The organism is Demequina capsici, from assembly GCF_032102965.1.
GTDB classification, from domain to species: Bacteria; Actinomycetota; Actinomycetes; order Actinomycetales; family Demequinaceae; genus Demequina; species Demequina capsici.
Genome location: NZ_CP134880.1, coordinates 2722699 through 2746504, shown reverse-complemented (window position 1 = coordinate 2746504; position 23806 = coordinate 2722699). Strand labels below are relative to the sequence as shown.

General features: G+C 70.1%; 23 protein-coding genes and 1 tRNA gene. 8 read left to right on the top strand and 16 right to left on the bottom strand.

Annotation, left to right across the window (positions count from 1 at the left end):
- Positions 1-195: 195 nt before the first annotated feature.
- The 9 genes from RN607_RS13070 to RN607_RS13030 all read right to left on the bottom strand — a co-directional run bounded on the left by RN607_RS13070 (position 196) and on the right by RN607_RS13030 (position 7903).
- Positions 196-2751 (bottom strand): ATP-dependent Clp protease ATP-binding subunit, encoded by a 2556-nt coding sequence (locus tag RN607_RS13070; protein WP_313497875.1) that lies wholly within the window; start codon positions 2749-2751, stop codon positions 196-198.
- Between the two features lie 258 nt (positions 2752-3009).
- Positions 3010-3435, bottom strand: coding sequence for a D-aminoacyl-tRNA deacylase (gene dtd / locus RN607_RS13065; protein ID WP_313543053.1), 426 nt, complete (start codon positions 3433-3435; stop codon positions 3010-3012).
- Positions 3436-3505: 70 nt separating this feature from the next.
- A complete protein-coding gene (locus tag RN607_RS13060; protein WP_313497859.1) occupies positions 3506-3838 on the bottom strand; it encodes a DUF2516 family protein in 333 nt (110 codons plus the stop codon).
- Between the two features lie 108 nt (positions 3839-3946).
- Positions 3947-4216, bottom strand: a complete 270-nt coding sequence (locus RN607_RS13055) for a hypothetical protein (protein WP_313543051.1) — start codon at positions 4214-4216, stop codon at positions 3947-3949.
- Between the two features lie 66 nt (positions 4217-4282).
- Positions 4283-5440, bottom strand: coding sequence for a CAF17-like 4Fe-4S cluster assembly/insertion protein YgfZ (ygfZ, locus tag RN607_RS13050; protein ID WP_313543049.1), 1158 nt, complete (start codon positions 5438-5440; stop codon positions 4283-4285).
- Between the two features lie 13 nt (positions 5441-5453).
- Entirely contained in the window at positions 5454-6005 is a 552-nt protein-coding gene (locus RN607_RS13045) for a heme-binding beta-barrel domain-containing protein (RefSeq protein WP_313497854.1), read from the bottom strand.
- A 154-nt stretch (positions 6006-6159) separates the two neighbouring features.
- Positions 6160-6597: a DUF4395 domain-containing protein gene (locus tag RN607_RS13040; RefSeq protein WP_313543047.1), complete on the bottom strand. Its 438-nt coding sequence runs from the start codon at positions 6595-6597 to the stop codon at positions 6160-6162.
- A gap of 123 nt (positions 6598-6720) precedes the next feature.
- Positions 6721-7155, bottom strand: a complete 435-nt coding sequence (locus tag RN607_RS13035) for a thioredoxin family protein (protein ID WP_313543045.1) — start codon at positions 7153-7155, stop codon at positions 6721-6723.
- A gap of 13 nt (positions 7156-7168) precedes the next feature.
- Positions 7169-7903 (bottom strand): hypothetical protein, encoded by a 735-nt coding sequence (locus RN607_RS13030; RefSeq protein ID WP_313497849.1) that lies wholly within the window; start codon positions 7901-7903, stop codon positions 7169-7171.
- Between the two features lie 56 nt (positions 7904-7959).
- On the opposite strand from RN607_RS13030, the gene RN607_RS13025 reads away from it, so the two are divergent.
- Positions 7960-8670, top strand: a complete 711-nt coding sequence (locus tag RN607_RS13025) for a winged helix-turn-helix domain-containing protein (RefSeq protein ID WP_313497847.1) — start codon at positions 7960-7962, stop codon at positions 8668-8670.
- Between the two features lie 112 nt (positions 8671-8782).
- Positions 8783-10108, top strand: coding sequence for a Na+/H+ antiporter NhaA (gene nhaA / locus RN607_RS13020; RefSeq protein ID WP_313543044.1), 1326 nt, complete (start codon positions 8783-8785; stop codon positions 10106-10108).
- Between the two features lie 40 nt (positions 10109-10148).
- On the opposite strand, the gene nth is transcribed toward nhaA, so the two are convergent.
- Positions 10149-10856 carry an endonuclease III gene (gene nth, locus RN607_RS13015; RefSeq protein ID WP_313543042.1) on the bottom strand — a complete coding sequence of 236 codons (708 nt, stop codon included), beginning with the start codon at positions 10854-10856 and terminating at the stop codon, positions 10149-10151.
- Positions 10857-10960: 104 nt separating this feature from the next.
- Between nth and RN607_RS13010 the strand changes: the two genes are divergently transcribed.
- On the top strand, positions 10961-11368 hold the full coding sequence (locus tag RN607_RS13010; protein ID WP_313497842.1) for a hypothetical protein: 408 nt from the start codon (positions 10961-10963) through the stop codon (positions 11366-11368).
- Positions 11361-12071 (top strand): Crp/Fnr family transcriptional regulator, encoded by a 711-nt coding sequence (locus RN607_RS13005; protein ID WP_313497840.1) that lies wholly within the window; start codon positions 11361-11363, stop codon positions 12069-12071. Before RN607_RS13010 ends, RN607_RS13005 begins: the two co-directional genes overlap by 8 nt.
- Before the next feature lie 81 nt (positions 12072-12152).
- Here the strand turns inward: RN607_RS13005 and RN607_RS13000 are convergent, their stop codons facing one another.
- Complete coding sequence (locus tag RN607_RS13000; RefSeq protein WP_313497838.1) at positions 12153-12623, bottom strand: RidA family protein; 471 nt, start codon at positions 12621-12623, stop codon at positions 12153-12155.
- A complete protein-coding gene (gene sp36 / locus RN607_RS12995; protein WP_313497836.1) occupies positions 12620-12778 on the bottom strand; it encodes a Sp36 family protein in 159 nt (52 codons plus the stop codon). The genes RN607_RS13000 and sp36 overlap by 4 nt, the downstream gene beginning before the upstream one ends.
- A gap of 72 nt (positions 12779-12850) precedes the next feature.
- Between sp36 and RN607_RS12990 the strand changes: the two genes are divergently transcribed.
- From RN607_RS12990 to RN607_RS12975, 4 genes are all read left to right on the top strand, one after another.
- On the top strand, positions 12851-15448 hold the full coding sequence (locus RN607_RS12990) for a penicillin-binding protein (protein WP_313543040.1): 2598 nt from the start codon (positions 12851-12853) through the stop codon (positions 15446-15448).
- 4 nt (positions 15449-15452) lie between these two features.
- Positions 15453-16388: a metallophosphoesterase gene (locus RN607_RS12985; protein ID WP_313543038.1), complete on the top strand. Its 936-nt coding sequence runs from the start codon at positions 15453-15455 to the stop codon at positions 16386-16388.
- A 65-nt stretch (positions 16389-16453) separates the two neighbouring features.
- Positions 16454-16527, top strand: a tRNA-Pro gene (locus tag RN607_RS12980).
- A gap of 178 nt (positions 16528-16705) precedes the next feature.
- Entirely contained in the window at positions 16706-17956 is a 1251-nt protein-coding gene (locus RN607_RS12975; RefSeq protein ID WP_313543036.1) for an ROK family protein, read from the top strand.
- Between the two features lie 57 nt (positions 17957-18013).
- Here RN607_RS12975 and RN607_RS12970 read toward each other — a convergent pair whose 3' ends face one another.
- The 4 genes from RN607_RS12970 to RN607_RS12955 all read right to left on the bottom strand — a co-directional run bounded on the left by RN607_RS12970 (position 18014) and on the right by RN607_RS12955 (position 23754).
- A complete protein-coding gene (locus RN607_RS12970) occupies positions 18014-19057 on the bottom strand; it encodes an aspartate-semialdehyde dehydrogenase (RefSeq protein ID WP_313497826.1) in 1044 nt (347 codons plus the stop codon).
- Positions 19054-20334, bottom strand: coding sequence for an aspartate kinase (locus RN607_RS12965; RefSeq protein ID WP_313497824.1), 1281 nt, complete (start codon positions 20332-20334; stop codon positions 19054-19056). The genes RN607_RS12970 and RN607_RS12965 overlap by 4 nt, the downstream gene beginning before the upstream one ends.
- Positions 20335-20948: 614 nt before the next feature.
- Positions 20949-21545, bottom strand: a complete 597-nt coding sequence (gene recR / locus RN607_RS12960; protein WP_313497822.1) for a recombination mediator RecR — start codon at positions 21543-21545, stop codon at positions 20949-20951.
- A 64-nt stretch (positions 21546-21609) separates the two neighbouring features.
- Positions 21610-23754, bottom strand: a complete 2145-nt coding sequence (locus tag RN607_RS12955) for a DNA polymerase III subunit gamma and tau (protein ID WP_313543034.1) — start codon at positions 23752-23754, stop codon at positions 21610-21612.
- Positions 23755-23806: the final 52 nt, after the last annotated feature.

Sequence of the window (23806 nt, the reverse complement as noted above, 5' to 3'; positions counted from 1 at the left end):
CACAGATTGCGCCAGATCTGTGCCCTCACGTGCCACTTCAGGCGACGGCGGCGCGCGGGGGCGCGCACGGGGAGCGGTGCGCGGGGGGCGCGCGGGGGGGCCCGCGCGGCGCGCGAGGGGCGTGGCGGCGCCAACCCCGGGGTACGACGAAGGCCCCGGTCCCTTGCGGGGCCGGGGCCTTGTCTGCGGTTCAGGTCAGGCGGAGGCTGCGCCGCCCTCGGGGGCGTCGGCCGCGGCCGACGTGGCAGCCACCACCGGGTCGATCGCCACCGGGGCACCCGTGACGTCGTCCTTGTCGAGGCCTTCGAACGTGAACTCCGCGAGCGGACCCTCGCCCTTCACGTCCACCCGCACGATCTGCCCCGCGGTGACCTCGCCGAAGAGGATCTTCTCCGACAGCGGGTCCTCGATGTCGCGCTGGATCGCGCGGCGCAGCGGACGGGCGCCGAGGACGGGGTCGTAGCCCTTGTCCGCCAGCAGCGCCTTGGCTGCAGGCGTGAGCTCGATGCCCATGTCCTTGTCCTTCATGCGGTCGTCCAAGCGGGCGATCATGAGGTCGACGATGTGGATGATCTCGTCCTGCGTGAGCTGCGGGAAGACCACCACGTTGTCCACGCGGTTGAGGAACTCGGGGCGGAAGTGCTCCTTGAGCTTGGTGTTGACCAGGCTTGTCATCTCCTCGTACGTCTGGCCGCCCTCGCGCTGGACGGAGAAGCCGGTGGCCTGGCGACGCGAGATCGCGTCAGCGCCCAGGTTGGTGGTCATGATGATGATGGTGTTCTTGAAGTTCACCTCACGGCCCTGGGCGTCGGTCAGCTTGCCGTCCTCAAGGATCTGCAGCAGCGAGTTGAAGATGTCCGGGTGGGCCTTCTCGACCTCGTCGAACAGGACGACGGAGAACGGCTTGCGGCGCACCTTCTCGGTGAGCTGGCCGCCCTCCTCGAAGCCGACGTAGCCGGGAGGCGCACCGAACAGTCGGGCGACCGTGTGCTTCTCGCCGTACTCGGACATGTCGAGCGAGATCAGCGAGTCCTCGTCGCCGAACAGGAACTCGGCGAGCGCCTTGGCGAGCTCGGTCTTTCCGACGCCGGTGGGGCCGGCGAAGATGAACGAGCCTCCAGGGCGCTTCGGGTCCTTGAGGCCGGCACGGGTACGGCGGATCGACTGCGACAGCACCTTGACGGCCTGGTCCTGACCGATGATGCGCTTGTGCAGCTCCTCCTCCATGCGCAGCAGGCGTCCGGACTCGTCGGAGCTGACGCGTGTCACCGGCACGCCGGTGGACATCGACAGCACCTCGGCGATCAGGTCCTCGTCCACGACGGCGGCCACGTCGAGGTCGCCCGACTTCCAGGCCTCCTCCTTCGTGGAGCGCTCCTCGGTGAGACGACGCTCCACGTCGCGCAGCGACGCGGCCTTCTCGAAGTCCTGCTCGTCGATCGCGGACTCCTTGTCGCGGCGGACGTTGGCGATCTTCTCGTCCAGGTCACGCAGCTCGGGCGGCGAGGTCATGCGACGGATGCGCAGGCGTGCGCCTGCCTCGTCGATGAGGTCGATCGCCTTGTCCGGCAGGAAGCGGTCGGAGATGTAGCGGTCGGCCATCTGCGCGGCGGCGACGATCGCGTCGTCCGTGATGGTGACGCGGTGGAACGCCTCGTAGCGGTCGCGGAGGCCCTTGAGGATCTCGATGGCGTGGCTGAGCTCCGGCTCGGGCACCTGGATGGGCTGGAAGCGGCGCTCGAGCGCGGGGTCCTTCTCGACGTGCTTGCGGTACTCGTCGAGCGTGGTGGCGCCGATGGTCTGCAGCTCGCCGCGGGCCAGCATGGGCTTGAGGATCGAGGCGGCATCGATCGCGCCCTCGGCGGCGCCCGCACCCACCAGGGTGTGGATCTCGTCGATGAACAGGATGATGTCGCCGCGGGTGCGGATCTCCTTGAGGACCTTCTTGAGGCGCTCCTCGAAGTCACCGCGGTAGCGGGAGCCCGCGACCAGGGATCCGAGGTCCAGCGTGTAGAGGTGCTTGTCCTTCAGCGTCTCGGGCACGTCGCCTCGGACGATCGCCTGGGCGAGGCCCTCGACGACGGCGGTCTTGCCGACGCCGGGCTCGCCGATGAGGACGGGGTTGTTCTTGGTGCGGCGCGACAGCACCTGCATGACGCGCTCCTGGATGAGCTCGCGGCCGATGACCGGGTCGAGCTTGCCTTCGCGCGCGGCCTGCGTGTAGTTGCGGCCGAACTGGTCGAGAACGGTGGAGCCGGCGGGGGTGCCCTCGGCCGGTCCACTGCCGGCGCCCGCGGCGGCGGGCTCCTTGCCCTCGTAGCCCGAGAGCAGCTGGATGACCTGCTGGCGCACTCCGCCCAGGTCTGCGCCGAGCTTGCCGAGCACCTGGGCCGCGACGCCCTCGCCCTCACGGATCAGGCCGAGCAGGATGTGCTCCGTGCCGATGTAGTTGTGGCCCAGCTGCAGCGCCTCGCGCAGCGACAGCTCGAGCACCTTCTTGGCGCGCGGGGTGAACGGGATGTGACCGGAGGGGGCGTGCGAGCCCTCGCCGATGATCTCCTGCACCTGCTCGCGGACGCCGTTGAGGGAGATGTCCATGGCCTCAAGGGCCTTGGCGGCGACGCCTTCGCCCTCGCGGACGAGGCCGAGCAGGATGTGCTCCGTCCCGATGTAGTTGTGGTTGAGCATGCGCGCCTCTTCCTGCGCAAGCACCACGACGCGACGGGCCCGATCGGTGAACCGCTCGAACATCTGTACCTCCCAAGAGTCGTCCGGCCGAGGCCGGGTGTTGCCGCCCCTCCCGCCGTGGCGAGGGGTGGACTGCGACGGGGCAGGCCCCGGTGCGCTTCCAGGCTAACCAGCGGGAGGGTCTGCGAATGCCCATGTTCGCCAGGGGCGTGAAGGTGTTCACCGGCAGGAAACACGGGGTGCGACTTCCCAGGCGGACGACGCGTGGACGTCACCCGGACGAAACGCCAGTGCCCTGGCTCGTCGCACGACGGGGGAGGCTCACGCCTCCAGGACGATGGTGATCGGCCCGTCGTTGACGAGCTCCACCTTCATGTCGGCGCCGAAGATCCCTGTGCCCACGGTCAACCCACGGTCGCGCAACGCCTCGACCACGGCGTCGACCAGGGGCTCGGCCACAGGCCCTGGCGCAGCCTGGTTCCATGTGGGGCGCCGGCCCTTGCGGGTGTCCGCGTAAAGCGTGAACTGGCTGACGACGATGACGGGCGCACCCTCATCGAGGACGGACCGTTCGTCGTTGAGGATGCGAAGATCCGCGATCTTCCGAGCGATCAGCTCGACCTGCTCCTTGCCGTCGTCATGGGTGACGCCCACGAGCGCGACGATGCCCTGGCGATCGAAGGATGCGGTGACCGTCCCGTCGACGGTGACGCAGGCGCGGGACGCCCGCTGGAGGACGGCACGCATCAGGCGGTCCTGGATGCGGGCGAGGCGAGCGAGCGCACGGCCCGACGGGCGGCTGCCCTGGGCGCCAGGCTCACCACGTGCCGCGCTTGGGTCCCGCTCCCGGGCGATGATGCGGCGCGACCTTCACGCGCACCTCCACGAAGTACACGATCACGGCGACGATCGAGAGCAGGCCCAGGAAGCCGACGATCCCGCCGCCTCCGCCGAGCGGGTACGGCATGGAGATGAACGCGATGAGCGCGGCGACGCCGAGGATCACGAGCCAGATCGTCTTGGTCTGCTTGCCCGCCGCGACGTAGGCCTCGTTCGAGTACTTCGCAGCGTCGATCAGACCCCAGACGGACCCGACGAGAGCGGCGACCGACAGGACCAGGATCACGAGGTTCTGCAGCGACGAGAACAAGGAGGACTCCTCAGACGACCGGCGACACGACGCGACCACGGTAGCGCAGGGCGGGGCGGAGGCGGAATGCCCGGCGTGCAGCCTCGATGGGGCGAGAGCGGCGTGCGGTCAGGACATCGACGCGTGCGCGGCGTCGAGAGCGTCGCGCTTCGAGGCGGCGCTCCTCTTGCGCAGCCAGTTCGCGAACCACAGCGCGTGCAGCACCGCGACGCCGATCGAGGCCCACCGCTGCCAGCCGTGCTCGGTGGCGCTCGCCGCCAGGAACGCGACCGTGAACACTGCATATGCCACGCCGTCGGCGGCGTCCTTGAAGAGGAGTCGCGCGACGAGCAGCGCGCTCACGCCGAGCAGCAGGATGATCATGAAGGCGGTGGTCACGGTTCCCCCTGAGACGTGTGTTCCGTCCAGGCTACGTGACCGAGCCGGTCAGCGCCTCGGCGGGGGTCAGGCGGGCATGTCGCCGCCGTCGGCGGCGCACCCCTTTCCCATCAGCAGGCCCTTCATGGTGGGGCCGACCGTGGGCGGTCGGTCGGCGCTGAAGCCGTCGGCGTTCACGATGAGCTCCTGCGAGGCGCTGAGCGCACCACCGTCTGACGGGACGATGAGGGTGGCCGACGGGTCGGTGGACCGCTTGAGCACCGCGAGCGCGATGGGGCCCAGCTCGTGGTGCCTCGCGACGGAGGTGACATGGCCGGCGACGGGGGCGTCGTCCTCGAGCCCCAGTCGCACCGAGGCGCCGGGCTCGGGCAGGGAGTGCGCGGACCCGTCCAGGTGCAGCATCGTCAGACGACGAGGCGGGCGGCCGACGTTGTGCACCTTGGCGACGGTCTCCTGCCCGCGGTAGCAGCCCTTGTGCAGATGCACGGCCGTGCGCAGCCAGTCGAGCTCGTGAGGGAGCGTGGTGGCGTCCACCTCGGCGGCGGCGCGAGGCCTGTACGCCTCGATGCGTAGCGCCTCCGCGGCCCAGGTGCCGGCGAGGATCCAGCCTGACTCGAGCCGCTCGTCGACCTCCTTGTCCAGGTCGGGACGAGGCACGAGCACCAGACGCCACGGACGCAGGGCTCCCGGGTGGGAGTCGGTGGACGCGGCGTAGGTGGTGCCGCCGGCGACGACGTCGGGCCAGGGGTCCACCCAGGTCACCGGCTCGCCGCTGGCCGCGGGTGCGCGCACCGCCTCGCCCAGCGCGGCCCAGTCGGCCGTGACGTCGGCCACGTCCACGCGCAGCATGAAGCGCATGCGGTCCAGGAACGTGGCGAGGCCTTCGGCGGTCTCGGTGATTAGCCAGGTGGTCGCGCCGTCGTCCACGGCGGCGGCCACGTGCTCGATCCGGCCTTGGGGACTGAGGATCATGAGCTCGGTGGACGCCCCGGGTGTGAGCGCCGCGACCTCCTGCGTGGACAGGGAGTTCAGCCACGACAGCCGGTCGGGTCCCGTGACGGTCACCACCCCCAGGTGCGACTGGTCGACGACGCCGCGACCCTGCGCGAGGGCGCGCTGCTCGGCGGTCGGATCTCCGTAGTGCCAGGCGACTCCGGCGTCCAGCCCGGTCGCCTCGACGGCGCCGTGGCGGCTCAGCAGGGGACTGGCGGTGAGGGTGCTCATGGGACAGGAACGTCTAGGGGGCCGCGGGCGATTCCGCGTCGACGCGGTTCATGCGCGCGGCGACGTAGGACTGCAGCTCGTGACCGAACGCCGCGAGGTCCCACGCCCACATGAGCTCGCCCTGCACGTTGCCGTACATGCGGGTCGCTCCGCGGACCTCGGGGCCGCTCTCGGTGGAGGCGACGAAGCGCGTCGCGAGGTCCACGCGGCCGTTGCCGACCGCGCCGAAGTAGGCGGACAGCACGCCGGAGGCCTCGGTCATGATCACCTCGAGCGGGTGCTGGAAGTCCTGCAGCTCGACGCCCTCGGGCACGGCGGGCGCGACCCGCCAGAAGCCGGACTCGACCTGCCAGACCTGGCCCTCCTCGCCGTCGGGCCCCATCAAGGTGATGGTCGACGAGTACGTGAGGTACGGCCCTCCATCATGGTCGAAGGACACGCGCTGCCGGAACGCGGACGCCGGCACGCCGGGGTATGAGAGCTCGCCGGAGCCCTCCCACTCGCCCACGAGCCACGCGAGCGGGTAGACCTCTGGCGCCAAGCCGTCGGGAAGGACGAACGTCACCGCGCTCCGTCCTTCAGGAGGTGCAGGACGACGATGCCGACGATCCAGGCGGTGGCGGCGAAGCCGAGCACAGCGAGGATGGTGTAGGTGAGCCCCAGTGCTGTCATGCGCCCATCCTAGGACGAAAGCCCCGCCTCGGTTCGAGCCGTGACGGTCACGCCCGGCGGGTGGCGCGGGTCGCGAGCAGGTAGACCTCGCAGCCCATGCAGAAGTCGAAGACCGAGTTCAGGAACGACGCGAGCACGATGAAGCCGATCGCGATGAAGTAGCCGACCACCACGTTCAGCGCGAGGAAGAGGATCGCCAGCACCGCGAACGCCATGCCCACCTGCTGCGCGAAACGCGGTGCGCGGAACGACTCGGTCTCCGTGGGAGGAGCGAGCCGAGGCCGTACCCACCTGGCGAACATGGCGGACTGCGCGGTCGCCTGGGGGCCGACGATCGCGCCGGGCAGGAACAGCGCTGCCAGGAGGAAGGACAGCACCAGCCCGACGTTGTTGGCGCCGACGACCAGCGCGGCGACTGCGAACACGAGCGTGACGGCTGCGCCGAACCGCGGCCCGCGTGGGTCGATGCGGATGTCCTTGGCCATGGGGAGCTCCTTGGGGGTGGGGATGCCGCGCGCCTTGGTGGCGGCTGCGGGGATTCTACGTGGATGGACCGCCGGAGCGTCATGCCCTGGCAGGTATCAGGACCGGGCAGGGCCCGTGCCCGATCAGATCGCGTACTCGGTGCCGCCCGCGGGCGTCGTCTCGATGGCCTCGCGTGCCTGCGCCTCGGTGGGAGCACCGGACATGCGGGCGACGACCACGCCGTTCGTGTCGAGGACCAGGGTCGTGGGGGTGCGCATGATGTCGAGCTCGCGCGCCAGGTCCAGCCGTTCGGACGCGTCGATCTCGACGTGGCTCACGCCCTCGTACTCGGCGGCGACGCGCTGGAGCAGGGTGCGGGTGGGAGGGCACTTGGCGCAGACGGGGGTCGAGAACTGCACGAAGGTGGCGCGGTAGCCGCGTGGTGCACCCAGGACGGCAGGCGTGAGCGCGCCGGGGATCTCCACTCGGGTCACGCGGCCCTGACGGCGCGACCACCACCAGTAGGCGAGGGACGCGACCGCGAGCAGCGCGACCACGATGACGATGCGGATAAGCAAGGAGGGACCTCCGTCAGCCGATGAGCAGGCGCCCCGCGAGGTAGACGAGCACGCCGGCGATAAGAACAGGCGCGATGGCCGACGACATTCCCGCCCACCTGGTGCGGGGTCGCGGCTCACGTCGGTACAGCTCGCTCATGAGCACCACGGACGCACCGGTGAGGAGCCCCACGAGGATGCCCCCGTACCAGCTCAGCGAGGTGAAGACGAAGCCCATCCCCGCGCCCGCGCCCGCGCCCAGGAGGAACGTGAGCGCCACGTTCACCCCGGGTCGCCGCGTCGCCGACGAGAACACGGCCGCCATCGCGAGCGTGATCGCGCCCGCGACCACCAGGTCCTCGGACCCAGGGGTGCGGATCGCCGCGATCCACGCCGATCCGGCGGTCGCGATCGCTCCGCCCGCAGCAGTGCCCGCGACCGCGTTGAGCACATGTCCGCGGGGGGAGGGCAGGAACACCTCGGCGATCAGGGCTGCGACCGTGATGGCTGCGAGCGCGATCACGATGTAGCGCAGGTACGGCTCGGTGCGCCCGATCGCGACCGCCACGATCGCGAGCGCGCCGCCTCCGCCGACGATCGCCGTCGTCGTCCACTGTCGACCCATGTGGACCAGATGGGACCAGCCGATGCCCATCGACACGGCGAGTACCAGGATCGCGAGCGCCAGGTAGCGGGCGCCCAGATAGCCGGAGCCTGCCACCACCGCTGCGGCGACGGCAGTCATCGACGCGCGGGAGGTCGGAGCCATGGTGGTTAGTGTGTCACGGGCTGCGCCGCTACAGTAAAGCCAACCAGGAGGTGGCGATGGCAGACCTGCTTGTGCTCACCCCGTCAGGCGACGGGGCCGGAGCCGTCCTGCCCGCGCTCTCCTTGCTCAGCCATCGGACCCGTGTCGTGGAGCCCGAGCCGGCGGCCATGCTCGACGCGATGGACGCCGACGTGCTCGTGGTCGACGCCCGCAACGACCTTGCCGAGGCGCGCAACAACTGCAAGCTCGTCCAGGTCACCGGGGTGACCGTCCCTCTGCTGCTGGTGCTTCGTGACGGAGGCATGTCGATCGTCACGAGCGAATGGGGTGCCGACGACGTGGTCCTCGCCGACGCCTCGCCCGCGGAGGTCGAGGCCCGCATCCGGCTGCTCATGGGCCGGGCGAGTGCTCAGGACCCGCTGGAGAAGGCCGCGGAGTTCTCCTCCGGCGACCTCACGGTGGACGTGGGCGGCTACACCGCCAGGCTCAAGGGCGTCCCGCTGGACCTGACCTACAAGGAGTTCGAGCTCCTCAAGTACCTCATGCAGCATCCGGGACGCGTCTACACGCGCGACCAGCTGCTTCAGGAGGTGTGGGGATTCGACTACTACGGCGGCACACGCACGGTGGACGTCCACGTCCGCCGCCTGCGCGCGAAGCTCGGCTCGGAGCACGAGCAGCTGATCGGCACGGTGCGCAACGTCGGGTACCGCTTCGACCCGCCCGCACCGCAGCCCGCAGAGAAGTCAGGCAGCGCGTCCGCGTGAGCCCGAGCGGGGCGCGCAGAGCCTCGCGATCATCCTCGAGCAGGACGTCGGTCCTGGGAGCCGCTGGGTAGTCTGGACGCAGTTCCCCGCCCTCCCCGCCCGAGGAGACTGAATGCCCGACAAGCCCACACGCCTCTTCTCCCGGCTGACGCCGTCGACGGAGAGGACTCTGTCCGACATCCTTCGGACCGAGCGTGCGGGCGGCATCCTTCTGCTGGTCGGAACCGTCGCCGCGTTGATCTGGGCGAACTCGGCGTGGGCCGATTCGTACGAGGCGCTGAAGTCGTTCCAGATCGGCCCGCATGCGCTCCACCTCGACCTGTCCGTCGAGGACTGGGCGAAGGACGGCCTCCTGGCCATCTTCTTCTTCGTCGTGGGGCTCGAGCTCAAGCGTGAGATCGTCGCCGGCGAGCTGCGTCGTCCCGCCACCGCGATCGTTCCGATCGTCGCCGCCGTCGGCGGCATGGCGATGCCGGCCATCCTGTACACGGTCGTGAACCTCCAGGACGGCGGGTCCCCGGAGGGCTGGGCGGTGCCGACGGCCACCGACATCGCGTTCGCCGTGGCGGTGCTCTCCGTGGTCGGCAAGTGGCTGCCGAATGCGCTCCGCGCGTTCCTTCTCACCCTCGCCGTGGTCGACGACCTGCTCGCGATCATCATCATCGCCGTGTTCTTCACGGACCAGATCAACTTCCTGTGGCTCGCGGCGTCCGTCGTGTGCATCGCCGTGTTCGGGCTCCTCGCAGCCAAGCGGATCACCCCGTGGTGGCTGATGGTGCCGCTCGCGGTGGCCGCGTGGGCGTTCATGCACGCGTCCGGCATCCACGCCACGATCGCCGGCGTCGCGCTCGGCATGGTGGTCCCCGCGATCAGGCGCAAGGGAGAGAAGCACGCGCTCGCGGAGCACTGGGAGCACAAGTGGCGTCCCGTGTCGGCAGGCTTCGCGGTGCCGGTGTTCGCGCTGTTCGCCGCAGGCATCGCCATCTCCAGCGAAGCGATCTCGACCGCCGTGTCCGACCCCGTCGCCCAGGGCGTCGTCATCGGCCTCGTCATCGGCAAGCCTCTGGGCATCGTGCTGGCGACCTGGCTCGTCGCCACCTTCACGAAGGCGAACCTCGATCGGGGCCTCAACTGGCTCGACGTGCTCGGGATGGCATTCCTCGCAGGCATCGGCTTCACGGTCTCGCTGCTGATCGGCGACCTGGCCTTCAGCGACGAGCGGGTGGCCGAGGTGAAGATGGCCGTGCTCGCCGCCTCGATCCTCGCGGCGATCATCGGCGCCTCGATGCTCTTCTGGCGCGACCGGTTCTACCGGCGCCTGTACGAGTCACGGTCGAACCCTGTCGTCGGCCATGACCGCATGGGAGACGCCCACGAGCTGGCGCGCATGATCGGCGGCACCGTCGCGCCTCGACCTGAGAAGGACGACGCGCACTAGCCGCAGCCCGCCGGCAGTCGCGTGACGGTCGTCCGCCGGCTCACGCCCGCGGTGCGCGGACCGCAGCTCCCGGCGCCGACGGACACAGCGCGGCGACCTCGCACGATCCGCAGTCGGGCTTGCGCGCGGTGCACCTGCGTCGTCCATGGAAGATGATCCGGTGCGACCACAGGGTCCACTCGCGCCGCTCGATCAACGCCATCAGGTCGCGCTCGACAGCCACGGGATCGTCGTTCACCGTCAGGCCCAGCCTGCGGGCCAACCGGCCCATGTGGGTGTCCACCGTGATGCCGGGCACGTCGAACGCATTGCCCAGCACCACGTTCGCCGTCTTCCGGCCGACGCCGCGCAGCGTCACCAGGTCCTTCAGCCGGCCTGGGACCTCGCCGTCGTGCTTCTCGACGATGTCCCGGCTGAGCCCCAGCAGGGACTCCGCCTTCGCGCGGTAGAAGCCGGTGGACCTGATCAGCTCCTCCAGCTCGTGACGGTCCGCGCTCGCCATCGCCGCCGCGTCGGGGAAGCGCGCGAAGAGCGCGGGCGTCACCTGGTTGACGCGCACATCGGTGCACTGGGCCGACAGCACCGTCGCCGCGAGCAGCTGGAAGGGCGTGCCGTAGTCCAGCTCGCAGCGCGCGTCGGGGTACGCGTCGGCGAGCGCGCGGTTGATCGCGCGTGCACGCCGCACGAGCGACACAGGCGGGTCGGCGTCCTGCGAGGCGGCCACGGTGAGCGGGGTGCGGCGGGGCATGGCCCCACCCTAGGCGACCCTCAAGGCGCGAGGGTCGACGGCCGATAGAGGAGTGGTCAGGACGGGCGCACTCCAGCCGCCCTGAGGTCCACGAAGGGGGTGCGGTGAGCACCATGCCGTCTGCGGAGCGGATCGCCGAGCTGAGGCAGCGACGACGCGACATCCGCCGTGAGCTCGCACGCGTGCGCTGGTGGCGGCGTCTCATCGCGGCCCGCCGGGAGCTCACCATCGCCGCGCTCGCACGCCCGGGGGGCGCCGAGGCGCTCGAGCTCGACGACATCTGGGAGGCGCTCGCCGCCGACGCTCCGAGCTCGCGAGAGCTGGTCGCTGCGGTGTGGCCCGAGAGAGGAGCGGTCGCGCCCGGTAGCATCGAGGAGTTGGACACGCTTGATATGCGGCTCGAGGCCTACGAGGCACGGGTGGCAGAGAACCTGGAGACGGTGACGGCATTGATGGTCAAGGCGATGGGCGAGGCACACCGACGTGACGTCGCGGAGCGCCGCTATGCCTGAGGCACCCCAGAACGGGCGCAACCCGCGCGAGGAGCAGCTGCTGCGCTCGTCACCGCTGTTCGGAGGCATGGACACCGCCAGCGCGCGCTCGCTGATCGAGCAGATGACGCGCCGCGAGTTCGCCAAGGGCGAGACCATCTTCACCGAGGGTTCCGAGGGTCACGCCATGTACGTCGTGGTCAGGGGCAAGGTGAAACTGGCTCGCACCGCGCGTGACGGCCGTGAGAACCTTCTGGGCCTCATGGGGGTCGGCGACATGGTCGGCGAACTGTCCGTGTTCGACCCTGGACCCCGGCTGTCGCGTGCTCACGTGGTCGAGGAGTCGGTCCTCTACGAGCTTCCGAAGGAGGTGCTCGACGCCTGGCTCGACGAGCACCTGGACATGTCTCGTCATCTGTTGCGCGCGCTCGCGCAGCGCATCCGGCGCACCACCAACACGATGGCCGACCTCGTCTTCTCGGACGTTCCAGGTCGTGTGGCGAAGGCGATCCTCGACCTCGGCCACCGCTTCGGGCGCATGGAGCGCGGTCACGTGACGGTGCGCCACGGGCTGACGCAGGAGGAGCTCGCGCAGCTCGTCGGCGCGTCGCGCGAGACGGTGAACAAGGCGCTCGCGGACTTCGCGTCGCGCGGCTGGATCGACGTCCACATCGGGTCCGTCGAGGTCTACGAGCCCGAGCGCCTGCGCGCACGTTCGCGCTGACACGCGGAAGCCGCGGCCCTGCGGCAGCGCGGGCGCCGGGCGCCGGGCGCCGGGCGCGGATGCCGTCCCCTAGGGGCTGGGCTACTGGCGCACCGCCACGACGATCTCGACCTCCACCGGTGCGCCCAACGGCAGCGCCGCGACGCCCACGGCCGACCTGGCGTGGCGGCCGGCATCGCCGAACACGTCGACCATGAGCGCCGATGCGGCGTTCAGGATGGCCGGCTGCTGGGTGAAGTCGGGGGCCGACGAGACGAAGCCCGTGACCTTGACCACGGACACGATCGAGTCGAGACCTCCTGCTGCGCGGGCGGCCGCGGCGAGCGCGTTCAGAGCCGCCGCGCGGGCGCACTCGGCGGCTCGCTCAGGCGACACGTCGTCCGCGCGCTGTCCCACATGACCGGTGGCGAGCAGCGCGCCGTCGACGAAGGGGAGCTGACCCGAGGTGTACACGAGGTCGCCGTGCCGAAGCGCGGGGACGTACGTGCCGACCGGGTTCGCGACCTCGGGGAGCGTCAGGCCGAGCGACGCGAGCCGCTGGGTGGCGCTCATGCGCCGGCCTTCGGACGCTTCATGTACGCGACGAGCCCGCCTGTGGGTCCCGTGACCACCTGGACCAGCTCCCAGCCGTCCTCGCCCCACTGGTCGAGGATCTGCTTGGTCGCATGGTCGATGAGCGGCACCGTCGAGTATTCCCACGTCGTCATGCATGCGAGCCTATATCCACGTGCAACCTCACGGGATTCTGGATCGTTGTGACGGCAACGTAAGGTTGGTGCATGGGTCTCTTCGTCTCCGAACGCGCGCGCCGTGACGGACGTGCGACGTTCGCGCAGCTCATCGGCGGGCTGCTCGCGTTCGTCGTCCTGTCCGTGGTCGGCGGAATCCTGCTCGCAGGCCTCGCTCTGCCAGCGGTGACGGTCGTGGGAAACACTGCCGAGGGCACCTCGAACCTCTTCGAGGAGCTGCCAGGCGACCTGGCCCAGGTCACGCTTCCACAGCAGTCGAACATCTACGACCGCACCGGCAACACGCTGATCGCGACCTTCTACTCCCAGAACCGCGTGGTCGTGCCGCTCGAGGACATCTCGCCATGGCTGCAGAAGGCGGTCGTCGCGGTCGAGGACCAGCGCTTCTGGGAGCACAACGGAGTGGACGGACAGGGAATCCTGCGCGCCGCCGTGTCGTATGTCGGTGGCGGCGGCAGCACCGTCGGAGGCTCGACCATCACCCAGCAGCTGGTGAAGAACACGCTGCTGCAGAAGGCCATCGACTCCGGCGATGAGGCGGCGATCAAGGCCGCTACCGAGACCACCATCGAGCGCAAGATCCGCGAATGGAGGCTGGCCCTCGCCTACGAGGAGAAGGTCAACTCGGTGTACGGCACCCACTGCACCGACGATCCCCAGGTGGACTGCGGCAAGGAGGAGATCCTCCAGCAGTACCTCAACATCGCGCAGTTCGGCACCAACACGTACGGCGTCGAGGCGGCGGCGGAGTACTACTTCGGCAAGTCGGCGGCGGAGGTGAACGCCCTCGAGGCCGCGACGATCGCAGGGATCACCCAGAACCCCACCAAGTGGGACCCGGTCCGGCATCCTGAGCAGTCGATCACCCGTCGCAACATCGTGCTCGGCGTGATGTACGAGCAAGGGATGATCACCAAGGACGAGTTCGACCAGTACGTGGCCACTCCTCTCGAGGACTACATGAACGTCACGTACCCCAAGTTCTCGTGCCGTGCGTCCGAGCTGGCGCCGTTCTTCTGCGACTACGTCACCAAGGTCATCAAGCAGGACCCGGCGTTCAACGGCGAGGGCACCGACCTTCTGTACACCGGTGGGCTCGACATCGTGACGACGCTCGACGTCGACAAGCAGACCATCGCGAACGAGGAGCTGCGCGCGTCGCTCCCCATCGACGATCCATCCGGGTGGGCGATGGCGCTCGTGTCGCTCGACTCGTCCACTGGCCAGATCCTCGCGATGAGCCAGACGAGAGAGTTCGACCCGACCTCCGAGGCCCCGAACTCGACCTCCGTGAACTACTCGACCGACCGTGACTACGGCGGATCGCGAGGGTTCTCTCCAGGGTCGACGTTCAAACCGATCATCCTCACCACCTGGCTCGAGTCCGGGCGATCGCTCATGCAGACCGTCAGCGGCAACATCAAGGAGTACAAGGTCGCGGACTGGCCGGACAGCTGTACGAGCCTGGTCGGAGGCGGCACCTGGAAGCCGACCAACACCGGCGGTGAGGGTGCCGGAACCATGTCGGTGCTGAACGCCACCGCGAACTCGGTCAACACCGCGTACGTCGCGATGTCGTCGCAGCTGGACCTCTGCGATGTGGTCGACATGGCCTACAACCTCGGCTTCCACCGCGCGGACGGCAAGGACATCGAGTATGTGCCGTCGATCACCCTCGGCACCCAGAACGCCTCGCCGCTGACCATGGCCTCGGTCATGCAGACGTTCGCGAACGACGGCGTGCACTGCGAGCCGTACTCGATCCTGTCGATCACGGACTCGTCAGGTGCGGTCCCCAAGGACTCCGAGGGCAACGAGATCACCCTTCCGGGCGAGGACTGCAACAGGGTCATCTCTGAGGACATCGCTGTAGGTGTCCAGTACGCGATGTCGAAGGTCATCGAGTACGGATCAGGTGTGAAGGCGCAGCTCGCGAACGGGCGCGAGGCCGCCGGCAAGACCGGCACGTCGCAGCTCAACTCCCACCTGTGGTTCGTCGGCTACACGCCGCAGCTCACCACCGCGGTCTGGCTGGGCAACCCCGACCACGATGTGCCAGGTCACGATCTGACATTGAACGGCACGTACTACAAGGGGTGGATCTATGGTGGGACGATCTCCGCTCCCACGTGGAAGCACTACATGGATCGAGCGCTCGCGAACGAGCCGAACATCGACTTCATCCAGACGCCGACGAGCGACATCCTGTACGGCACGCCTCAGAGCGTCCCGTCGGTGGTCGGCATGACCGAGTCGCAGGCCAAGGCCGCGATCACCGCGGCAGGCTTCAGGGCTGAGGCGAGCACCGTGTACTCGACCATGTACTCCGTGGGCACGGTCGCCGCGCAGTCGCCCGGTTCGTACTCGAAGGCGCTCCCAGGGTCGACGATCACGTACTACCTCGCGACCGACCAGCTGCCGGACTGGTGGTACAACTGGCCCGCCGGATGGGACCCGACGGTCGCTCCAAGCGACTACTGGGGCTCCACGTGGCCGCCGGCGTCCTTCGCCACCGACCCGCCGGCGGGGTGGCCGCTCACCAATGACACGACCAAGGACAACAACGGCAACAACGGCACGGGCTCCACGAGCACGCCCGGTTCGACGTCCACCCCTAAGTCAGGGTGACCTGATGGGTGACGGCTCGTCCTCGCGCGGTGCCGCGGCCATGATCGGCCGCGGCACCGTCGCGCTCGCCGCCACCGGCGCGGCAGCGCTCGCGTGGGGCCTCATCGAGGCCCATCGCTACGTCCTGCGCCAGGTGGAGGTCCCCGTGCTGGCGCCAGGGGCGACCCCGCTCACCGTCCTGCACGTCTCCGACATCCACCTCACTCCGACCCAGCGCGACCGCATCGCATGGGTGCGCGACCTGGCGACCCTGGAACCCGACCTCGTGGTGGACACCGGCGACAACCTGGGACACGTCGACGCCGTGCCCCCGCTGCTCGAGGCTCTGACGCCGCTGCTCGCCCTGCCGGGAGCATTCGTCTTCGGCTCCAACGACTACTACGCGCCCAAGCCGCTCAACCCATTCCAGTACTTCGGGGGCCCGTCGCGCGTGCGCCACGACCGCGTCGAGCTGCCGCACGGGCGCCTGCGCGCCGCACTCAGCGAGGCGGGATGGGTGGACCTCACCAACACCCGCGGACGCGTGCACGCCGGCGGCAGGGACATCAGCCTCGTGGGCACGGACGACGCACACCTGAACCGCGACGTGATGCCGAGGCCCGAAGCCGACCATGCCGAGCTCCACGTCGGCGTCACGCATGCGCCGTACACCCGCGTGCTCGACGATCTGCGTACCGACGGATGCGACCTGATCCTCGCCGGTCACACCCACGGTGGGCAGGTCTGCGTCCCTGGGTACGGTGCGCTGGTCACCAACTGCGACCTGGACACGGGCCGAGTCAAGGGCCTGTCCGGTTGGCCGGGCGCGCGCCCGGACGAGCCCGGCAGCGAGTCCACCTGGCTCCATGTCTCCGCGGGGCTGGGGCATTCGCCGTATGCGCCCGTACGATTCGCATGCCGCCCTGAGGCGACGCTGCTCACGCTCGTTCCGCGCGCCTGAGACGACAGTCGGAGCGGATTTCTCAACACGGCCTGTCGTCGGCTATCCTGGGCAGGCTCAAATCACGGGGTGTGGCGCAGCTTGGTAGCGCGCCTCGTTCGGGACGAGGAGGTCGCAGGTTCAAATCCTGTCACCCCGACCGTGTGATGTCTCAGGACATCGTTGACAGATGTCTCTAGACATCGTTGACAGAGGCCCCTCCTTCGGGAGGGGCCTTCGTCGTTCCCCTGCGGTGGGGACGGATCCGCGAGCCTCACCTCCCGCGCACCGCCGGTCGCCCCTATGCTGAACGGGCTGAGCGAGGCCGGGGAGGACGCATGGCGGAGCCGGAGGTGGATCACTCTCCTGCAGGTTCACGGAACGAGGTCACGCGCCGTCACAACCTCTCCACCCTCCTGCGTTACGTGCATCACCACGGCGACACGTCTCGGGCAGACCTGACGCGCATCACGGGGCTCAACAGGTCGACCGTCGGAGTGCTCGTCGGGGAGCTCGTCGCGCTGGGCCTGGTGAAGGAACGCGAGCCGCACTGGGAGGAACCGCGTGCCGGCCGCCCCAGCCCCATGGTCCATGCCGACGCTGACGTCGTCGCGCTCGGGATCAACCCGGAGACCGACGGCGTGCGGATGGGCGTGATCGGGCTCGGGGGCGTGGTCCACGAGCTTCAGCAGCGTTCCGTCGATTCGCCCCCGACCCTTCCCACCATGATGAGCCTGGTAAGTGACATGGTCGCGTCGTCGGCGGCGCTCGTAGGCAGGCGTCTCGTGTGCGCGGGAGTCGCCGTGCCGGGACTGGTCGACGAGCACAGCCAGGTGGTCGCGGTGTCGCATCACCTGGGCTGGCGGAACGTGGCGGTCGCCGCCGCGCTCGAGGACGCGTTGGGCGTGCCGGCTGCTGCGGCGAACGACGCCAACGTGGGCGCGGTCGCGGAGGCGCTGTTCGGCGCGGGACGCGGTGAGCGGAACCTGGTCTACCTGAACGGCTCGGCCTCCGGCGTGGGAGCAGGCGTGATCATGGAGGGCCGGCTGCTGAGAGGAGAACGGAGCTTCGCGGGGGAGCTGGGGCATCTCACCGTCAGCCCCGGCGGCGCCGCGTGCGGCTGCGGCAGGCGCGGCTGCCTCGAGGCATACGTGTCCATGGCACGGATGCGCGCCGCGTCGGGGCGTCCCGACCTCGCGCTCGACGACCTGGACGCCCTGCTCGCAGACCCCGCTCTGCCCGTCCTCAGGGAGCTCGAGAGGCAGACCGAGCGGCTCGCGCAGGGCATCGCGACGATCGTCACGATCCTCGCGCCGCGCAGGGTGGTCCTGGGAGGCCTTCCCGGCGCGATCCTCACCGCGCGCGGGGAGGAGCTCGTTGCTCGCGTGGGCGCCCTGGCCATGCCGGACCTGGCCCTCGATGTACCGATCGTGCGCAACGAGCTGCGCGAGCACATGATGTCGGTGGGTGCAGCCGAGGTCGCATTCTCCGGGCTGCTGGAGGACCCTGCCGGTGCGCTCTCGGCACTGGCGGGCGTCGGGTTGTCCCACCGAGGGTCCGTCTCCCGCGCGACGGCGCGGCAGGTGTGAAGAGGGGCCGGATCCCGAAGGATCCGGCCCCTGATCGCAGAGGTGAGGCTCCGGCGGCTACGCCTTGGTCGCCAGCCGAGCCGCGACGAGCTCCGCGAGCTGCACGGCGTTGAGGGCAGCGCCCTTGCGCAGGTTGTCCCCGGACACGAACAGCGCGAGGCCGTGGTTGCCCTCGGCCGCACGGTCCTGGCGGATGCGGCCCACGAGCGACAGGTCACCGCCCGCTGCGTCGAGCGGAGTGGGAACCTCCTGGACCTTCACTCCCGGGGCGGAGGCGAGGATCTCGTACGCCTGCTCCGGTGTGATGTCCTTCGAGAACTCGGCGTTGATGGAGAGCGAGTGACCGGTGAACACCGGCACGCGCACGCAGGTACCGCTGACGCGAAGGCCCGGGAGGCCCAGGATCTTGCGCGACTCGTTGCGCAGCTTCTGCTCCTCGTCGGTCTCGTTCGAGCCGTCGTCCACCACGGAGCCGGCCATGGGGAGCACGTTGAACGCGATGGGCGCGACGTACTTCACGGGGGCAGGGAAGTCGACCGCGGAGCCGTCGTGAGCGAGCGCCTTCGCGCCGTCGACCACGGCAGCGGCCTGGCCGTGCAGCTCCTCGACGCCGGCGAGGCCCGAGCCGGACACGGCCTGGTAGCTGGAGACGACGAGGCGCTCCAGGCCGGCGGCCTCGTGCAGCGGCTTGAGGACGGGCATGGCGGCCATCGTGGTGCAGTTGGGGTTGGCGACGATGCCCTTGGGGATGTCGTCCAGCGCCTCGGGGTTGACCTCCGAGACGACGAGCGGCACCTCGGGGTCCTTGCGCCACGCGGACGAGTTGTCGATCACGATCGCGCCGGCAGCAGCGAACCGCGGGGCGTACTCCTTGGAGGCGCCGCCACCGGCCGAGAAGAGCGCGATGTCGATGCCGGAGTAGTCGCCCGACGCGACGTCCTCCACGACGATGTCGCGGCCGAGGTGGGGGAGCACCTTGCCCGCGGAGCGCGACGACGCGAAGAACCTCACGTCGGCCTGGGGGAAGCGCTCAGCCACGAGCTCACGCATGACGGCGCCCACCTGACCGGTAGCGCCCACGACTGCGAGGGAGAGTGTCATCGTCCGGTACCTCCGTAGACCACGGCCTCACCCTGGGTCGAGTCCAGGCCGAATGCGGTGTGGACCGCGCGAACAGCGTCGTCCACCAGCTCGGCGCGCGTGACGACCGAGATCCGGATGTCCGAGGTGGAGATCATCTCGATGTTGATGCCCGCGTCGCGCAGAGCCGAGAAGAACTTGGCGGACACGCCCGACGATGACCGCATCCCGGCACCGATGAGCGAGATCTTGCCGATCGTGTCGTCCACCACGAGCTCGCGGAAGCCGATCGCCTCGTGGTCCGCCTCGAGGGCGGCGCGTGCGGCGGCGACCTGCGCCGTGGGGAGCGTGAAGGAGATGTCGGTGACGCCCGTGTGCGTCGCGGACACGTTCTGCACGATCATGTCGATGTTGACATCCGCCGTCGCGACCGCCTCGAACAGGCGCGCAGCGGAACCCGGGATGTCGGGGACCCCGATGACCGTGATCTTGGCCTCGGAGACGTCGTGGGCGACGCCTGCGATGATCGGCTGCTCCATGGTTTCCTCACCTTCGGTTCCTTCGGGATGTCCCACCACCATGGTGCCTGTCAACCCTGAGAACGACGAGCGGACGTGGATCGGCACGTTGAAGCGGCGGGCGTACTCGACGCAGCGAGGCATCAGGACCTTGGCGCCTGAGGCGGCCATGTCGAGCATCTCCTCGTACGTGATGACGTCCAGCTTGCGCGCGGACGGGACGACGCGGGGGTCGGCGGAGAAGACGCCGTCCACGTCGGTGTAGATCTCGCACACGTCGGCCTCGAGCGCGGCGGCGAGCGCGACGGCCGTCGTGTCGGAGCCGCCGCGGCCCAGGGTCTGCACGTCCTGCGTCTCCTGGTTGAGGCCCTGGAAGCCGGCGACGATCGCGACGTCGCCGTCATCGAGGGTCTGGCGAAGGCGGCCGGGCGCCACGTCGATGATGCGAGCGCGGCCGTAGGCGCCAGACGTGATGACGCCCGCCTGCGGGCCGGTGAAGGACTGGGCGCCGACGCCCAGGTCGCGCACCGCCATCGCGAGCAGCGCCATCGAGATGCGCTCGCCGGCGGTGAGGAGGATGTCCATCTCTCGCGGGTGCTCGCGGCCGGAGACCTCGTTGGAGAGGTCGATCAGCTCGTCCGTCGTGTCGCCCATCGCAGACACGGTGACCACCACGTCGTGCCCGGCCTGGCGCGTCTCCGCGACGCGCTTCGCGACACGGCGGATGGCGTCGGCATCCGCGACGGAGGATCCTCCGTACTTCTGCACCACGAGGGACACAGCGCGCTCCTTCGACTCGATCGTGGGGTGCCACGCGCGCGTGCGTCGCGGCACCTCATTCTAGACGGACGCCCGGTGCCGCGAGCACGGGTCCAGAGGCCCCCGTCGGGCCACGCGGAAGCCTCCGCATCTCGGAGCGCACACCCAGGTTCCTCTCAGCGTTCTCCCAGGGTCGCGGACGTAACGTGAGGGCATGGACACGGCAACCGGATACGGCGCCAGCCGCATCGTGCGTGCATCGCAGGAAACACCTTTCCTCCATGCCAGAGCTGCGATGCCCGGTGCAGGCCGCGCCGAGCACCCCCACCTGGGTGCCGCGTCCTATGGCGAGGGCCGCTGGTTCCCGGCCCGTCGCCGCACCGCTCCCGGGACCGCCGCCGTGCCGAACCGCATGATGCGGTCGGCGGCGGTACCCGGGTGCCATAGCTGAACAGACCCCGGACCGTCGCACCCCCCCGAGGCGGATCCGGACCAGACCACAGGCTGACACCCCCCTGGGCCGCGTGGTCGCACGGTACGGCCGCGCGTTCGATCCCTTCGGCGCGCGGCCGTCGCCGTCTGCGCGGCGGCCGTCGCCGTCTGCGCGGCGGCCGTCGCCGTCTGCGCGGCGGCCGTCAGCTGACTCGCCGACGCCCCTCGAACGCCCGACCCAGCGTCACCTCGTCCGCGTATTCGAGGTCGCCGCCGACGGGCAGGCCTGACGCGAGCCGGGACACCACGACGCCCATGGGCAGAAGCATCCGTGAAAGGTAGGTGGCGGTCGCCTCGCCTTCGATGTTGGGGTCGGTGGCGATGATGACCTCCTGGATCCGGCCGTCTCCCAGGCGTCCCATGAGCTCGCGGATCCTGAGGTCGTCCGGGCCGATGCCGTTCATCGGATCGATCGCGCCGCCCAGCACGTGGTAGCGGCCTCGGTACTCCCGAGTGCGCTCGATCACGACGACGTCCTTGGGCTCCTCCACCACGCACAGCACGTCCTCGGCGCGCCGAGGGTCGGCGCAGATGCGGCACTGCTCGGACTCGGCGACGTTGCCGCAGGTGTCGCAGAAGCGCACGCGCTCCTTGACGGTGGTGATCGCGTCCGCGAGCCGTCTCACATCGGCCGCGTCGGCGGAGAGCAGGTGGAAGGCGATGCGCTGCGCGCTCTTGGGACCGATGCCGGGCAGGTGCCCCAGCTCGTCGATCAGATCCTGCACTGCGCCGTCGTACATGGGTTCAAGAGTAGGCGGCGGCGCTGACCGCGGCGTTCACCGACGCGTCGACGGACTTCCGACGTCAGCTCTCGACGATGCGGCCGCCGAGGAGCTTCGTGACGACATCGATGCCGGCGGTGCCGCCGTCGTCGGCCGACACGTCGTCGTCCGAGATGTCCTCGTAATCGTCCTGAGGCGCGCGCGGCGCGGGGGCCTGAGCGCTGGGCGCGGAGGGAGCGGTGGCTGCGCTCCGCGCGGACATGGACGGCGCGGTCGGGGCGGAGTCTGCGGGCGGCGCGGCGCTGATGCTCACGCCGTGCGCGCCCTCCACGCGGACCTTGAGGCCGAGCGTCTCGCGGACCGCCAGCGCGACGTTCTCCGCGTGCGGGCCGGTGGCGAAGCGTCCTGACAGTGCGGGCGAGTCGAAGGCGAGGTGGAGCACGCCGGCCTCGAGGCGCGCCACCTGGGCGCTCTGGCTGACCATGGCCCACGTGACCCGGTGGCGTTCGAGCGTGCCGAGCACCTCGGGCCAGCGCCGACGCACGAGCTCGGTGTCCTCGGCGCCGCCCGCGGCCGCGGGGACGGTCGAGGCAGGAGGCGCTGACGCAGGAGACGCTGACGCAGGAGGCGCTGAGGGTGCGGTGGCGGGAGCCTGTGACGCGGCGGGCGGTGCGGCGCTGACCGCGGGCCGCGACGGTGGTGCCACGGACTCGGCCCGCACGACGGGCGTGGCGGAGGTCACGGGCGGCGGCGCGTCGTCCCAGGGAGCGGGCTCCTCGTCCCACGGTGGCGGTTCTTGGGACGCTGCGGGTGCGGCTGCGGGTGCGGCTGCGGGGACGCGGTCAGCGGGAGGCGCAGTGGGCGCAGCCGCGGGGGCGCCAGCCGGAACGACGGCTGGCGCCGGACGGGTGGCAGGCCTCTCCGCGCTGGGACGCTCGCGCCCGGCTCGCACGGCCGCCATGGCCGCCTCGACACCGGAGGCGCCGGACGCACTGGAGCCCGCGGCAGACGTCGGGGGCTCGCCGGCGGCGGCGTGGATACCCGGTGCGGGGGCGACCGGCGACGCGGCAGGGGTGGTCGGCGACGGCGAGGTGACGGGCGCGTGGGCGGCGACGGCGGGCGTGGGCGCCTCGGCCGCAAGAAGCCGTGCGCACAGCAGCTCGAGATGGAGGCGCGGCGAGGTGGCACCGACCATGCGGGTGAGCGCCTCGTTGACGAGGTCGCCCGCGCGTGACGCGCGAGCGAGCCCCAGAGACCGGGCCTGCTCCTTCATGGCCTCGAGCTGATCGACGGGGATCTCGCCGAGAGCCTTCTCTCCAGACGGCCCCGCTGCGGCGAGCACCACGAGGTCGCGCAGACGCTCCAGCAGGTCCTCGACGAACCGGCGAGGCTCATGACCGGTGGAGATCACGCGGGACACCACGTCGAAGAGGCTGGCACCGTCTGCGGCGGCGATCGCGCCGACCGCGTCGTCCAGGAGTGTCGCGTCCGTGAAGCCCAGGAGGGAGATGGCCCGCTCGTAGGTGACGCCCTCAGGACCCGACCCCGCGATGAGCTGGTCGAGCACGGACAGCGAGTCGCGGACGGATCCGCCGCCTGCCCGCACCACCAGAGGCAGCACGCCCGACTCGACCGTCACGGACTCCGCCTCGCAGAGCCTTCCCAGGTAGTCGACCAGGACGGGGGGCGGTACCAGCCGGAACGGATAGTGGTGGGTGCGTGAGCGGATGGTGCCGATCACCTTGTCCGGCTCGGTGGTGGCGAAGATGAACCGGATGTGCGGAGGCGGCTCCTCGACGAGCTTCAGCAGGGCGTTGAAGCCCTGTGGCGTCACCATGTGCGCCTCGTCGAGGATGAAGATCTTGTAGCGGTCGCGCGCCGGAGCGAAGGCGGCGCGCTCGCGCAGCTCGCGGGCGTCGTCGACTCCGTTGTGGCTGGCCGCGTCGATCTCCACGACGTCGACCGATCCGGCCCCGCCGCGCGCGAGCTCGACGCAGGAGTCGCACGTGCCGCAGGGCGTGTCGGTGGGGCCAGCCGCGCAGTTGAGGCAGCGGGCCAGGATGCGCGCAGAGGTGGTCTTGCCGCACCCGCGGGGGCCGGAGAAGAGGTAGGCGTGGTTGACCTTGTCCGCCCGCAGCGCCTGCATGAGGGGCACGGTGACATGCTCCTGGCCGACGACGTCGGCGAACGAGTCGGGACGGTAGCGGCGGTACAGGGCGGTGCTCACGGGTATGAGCCTAACCGGCGGGCCTGACGCGTCGCTCCGGGGTCGCGACGGG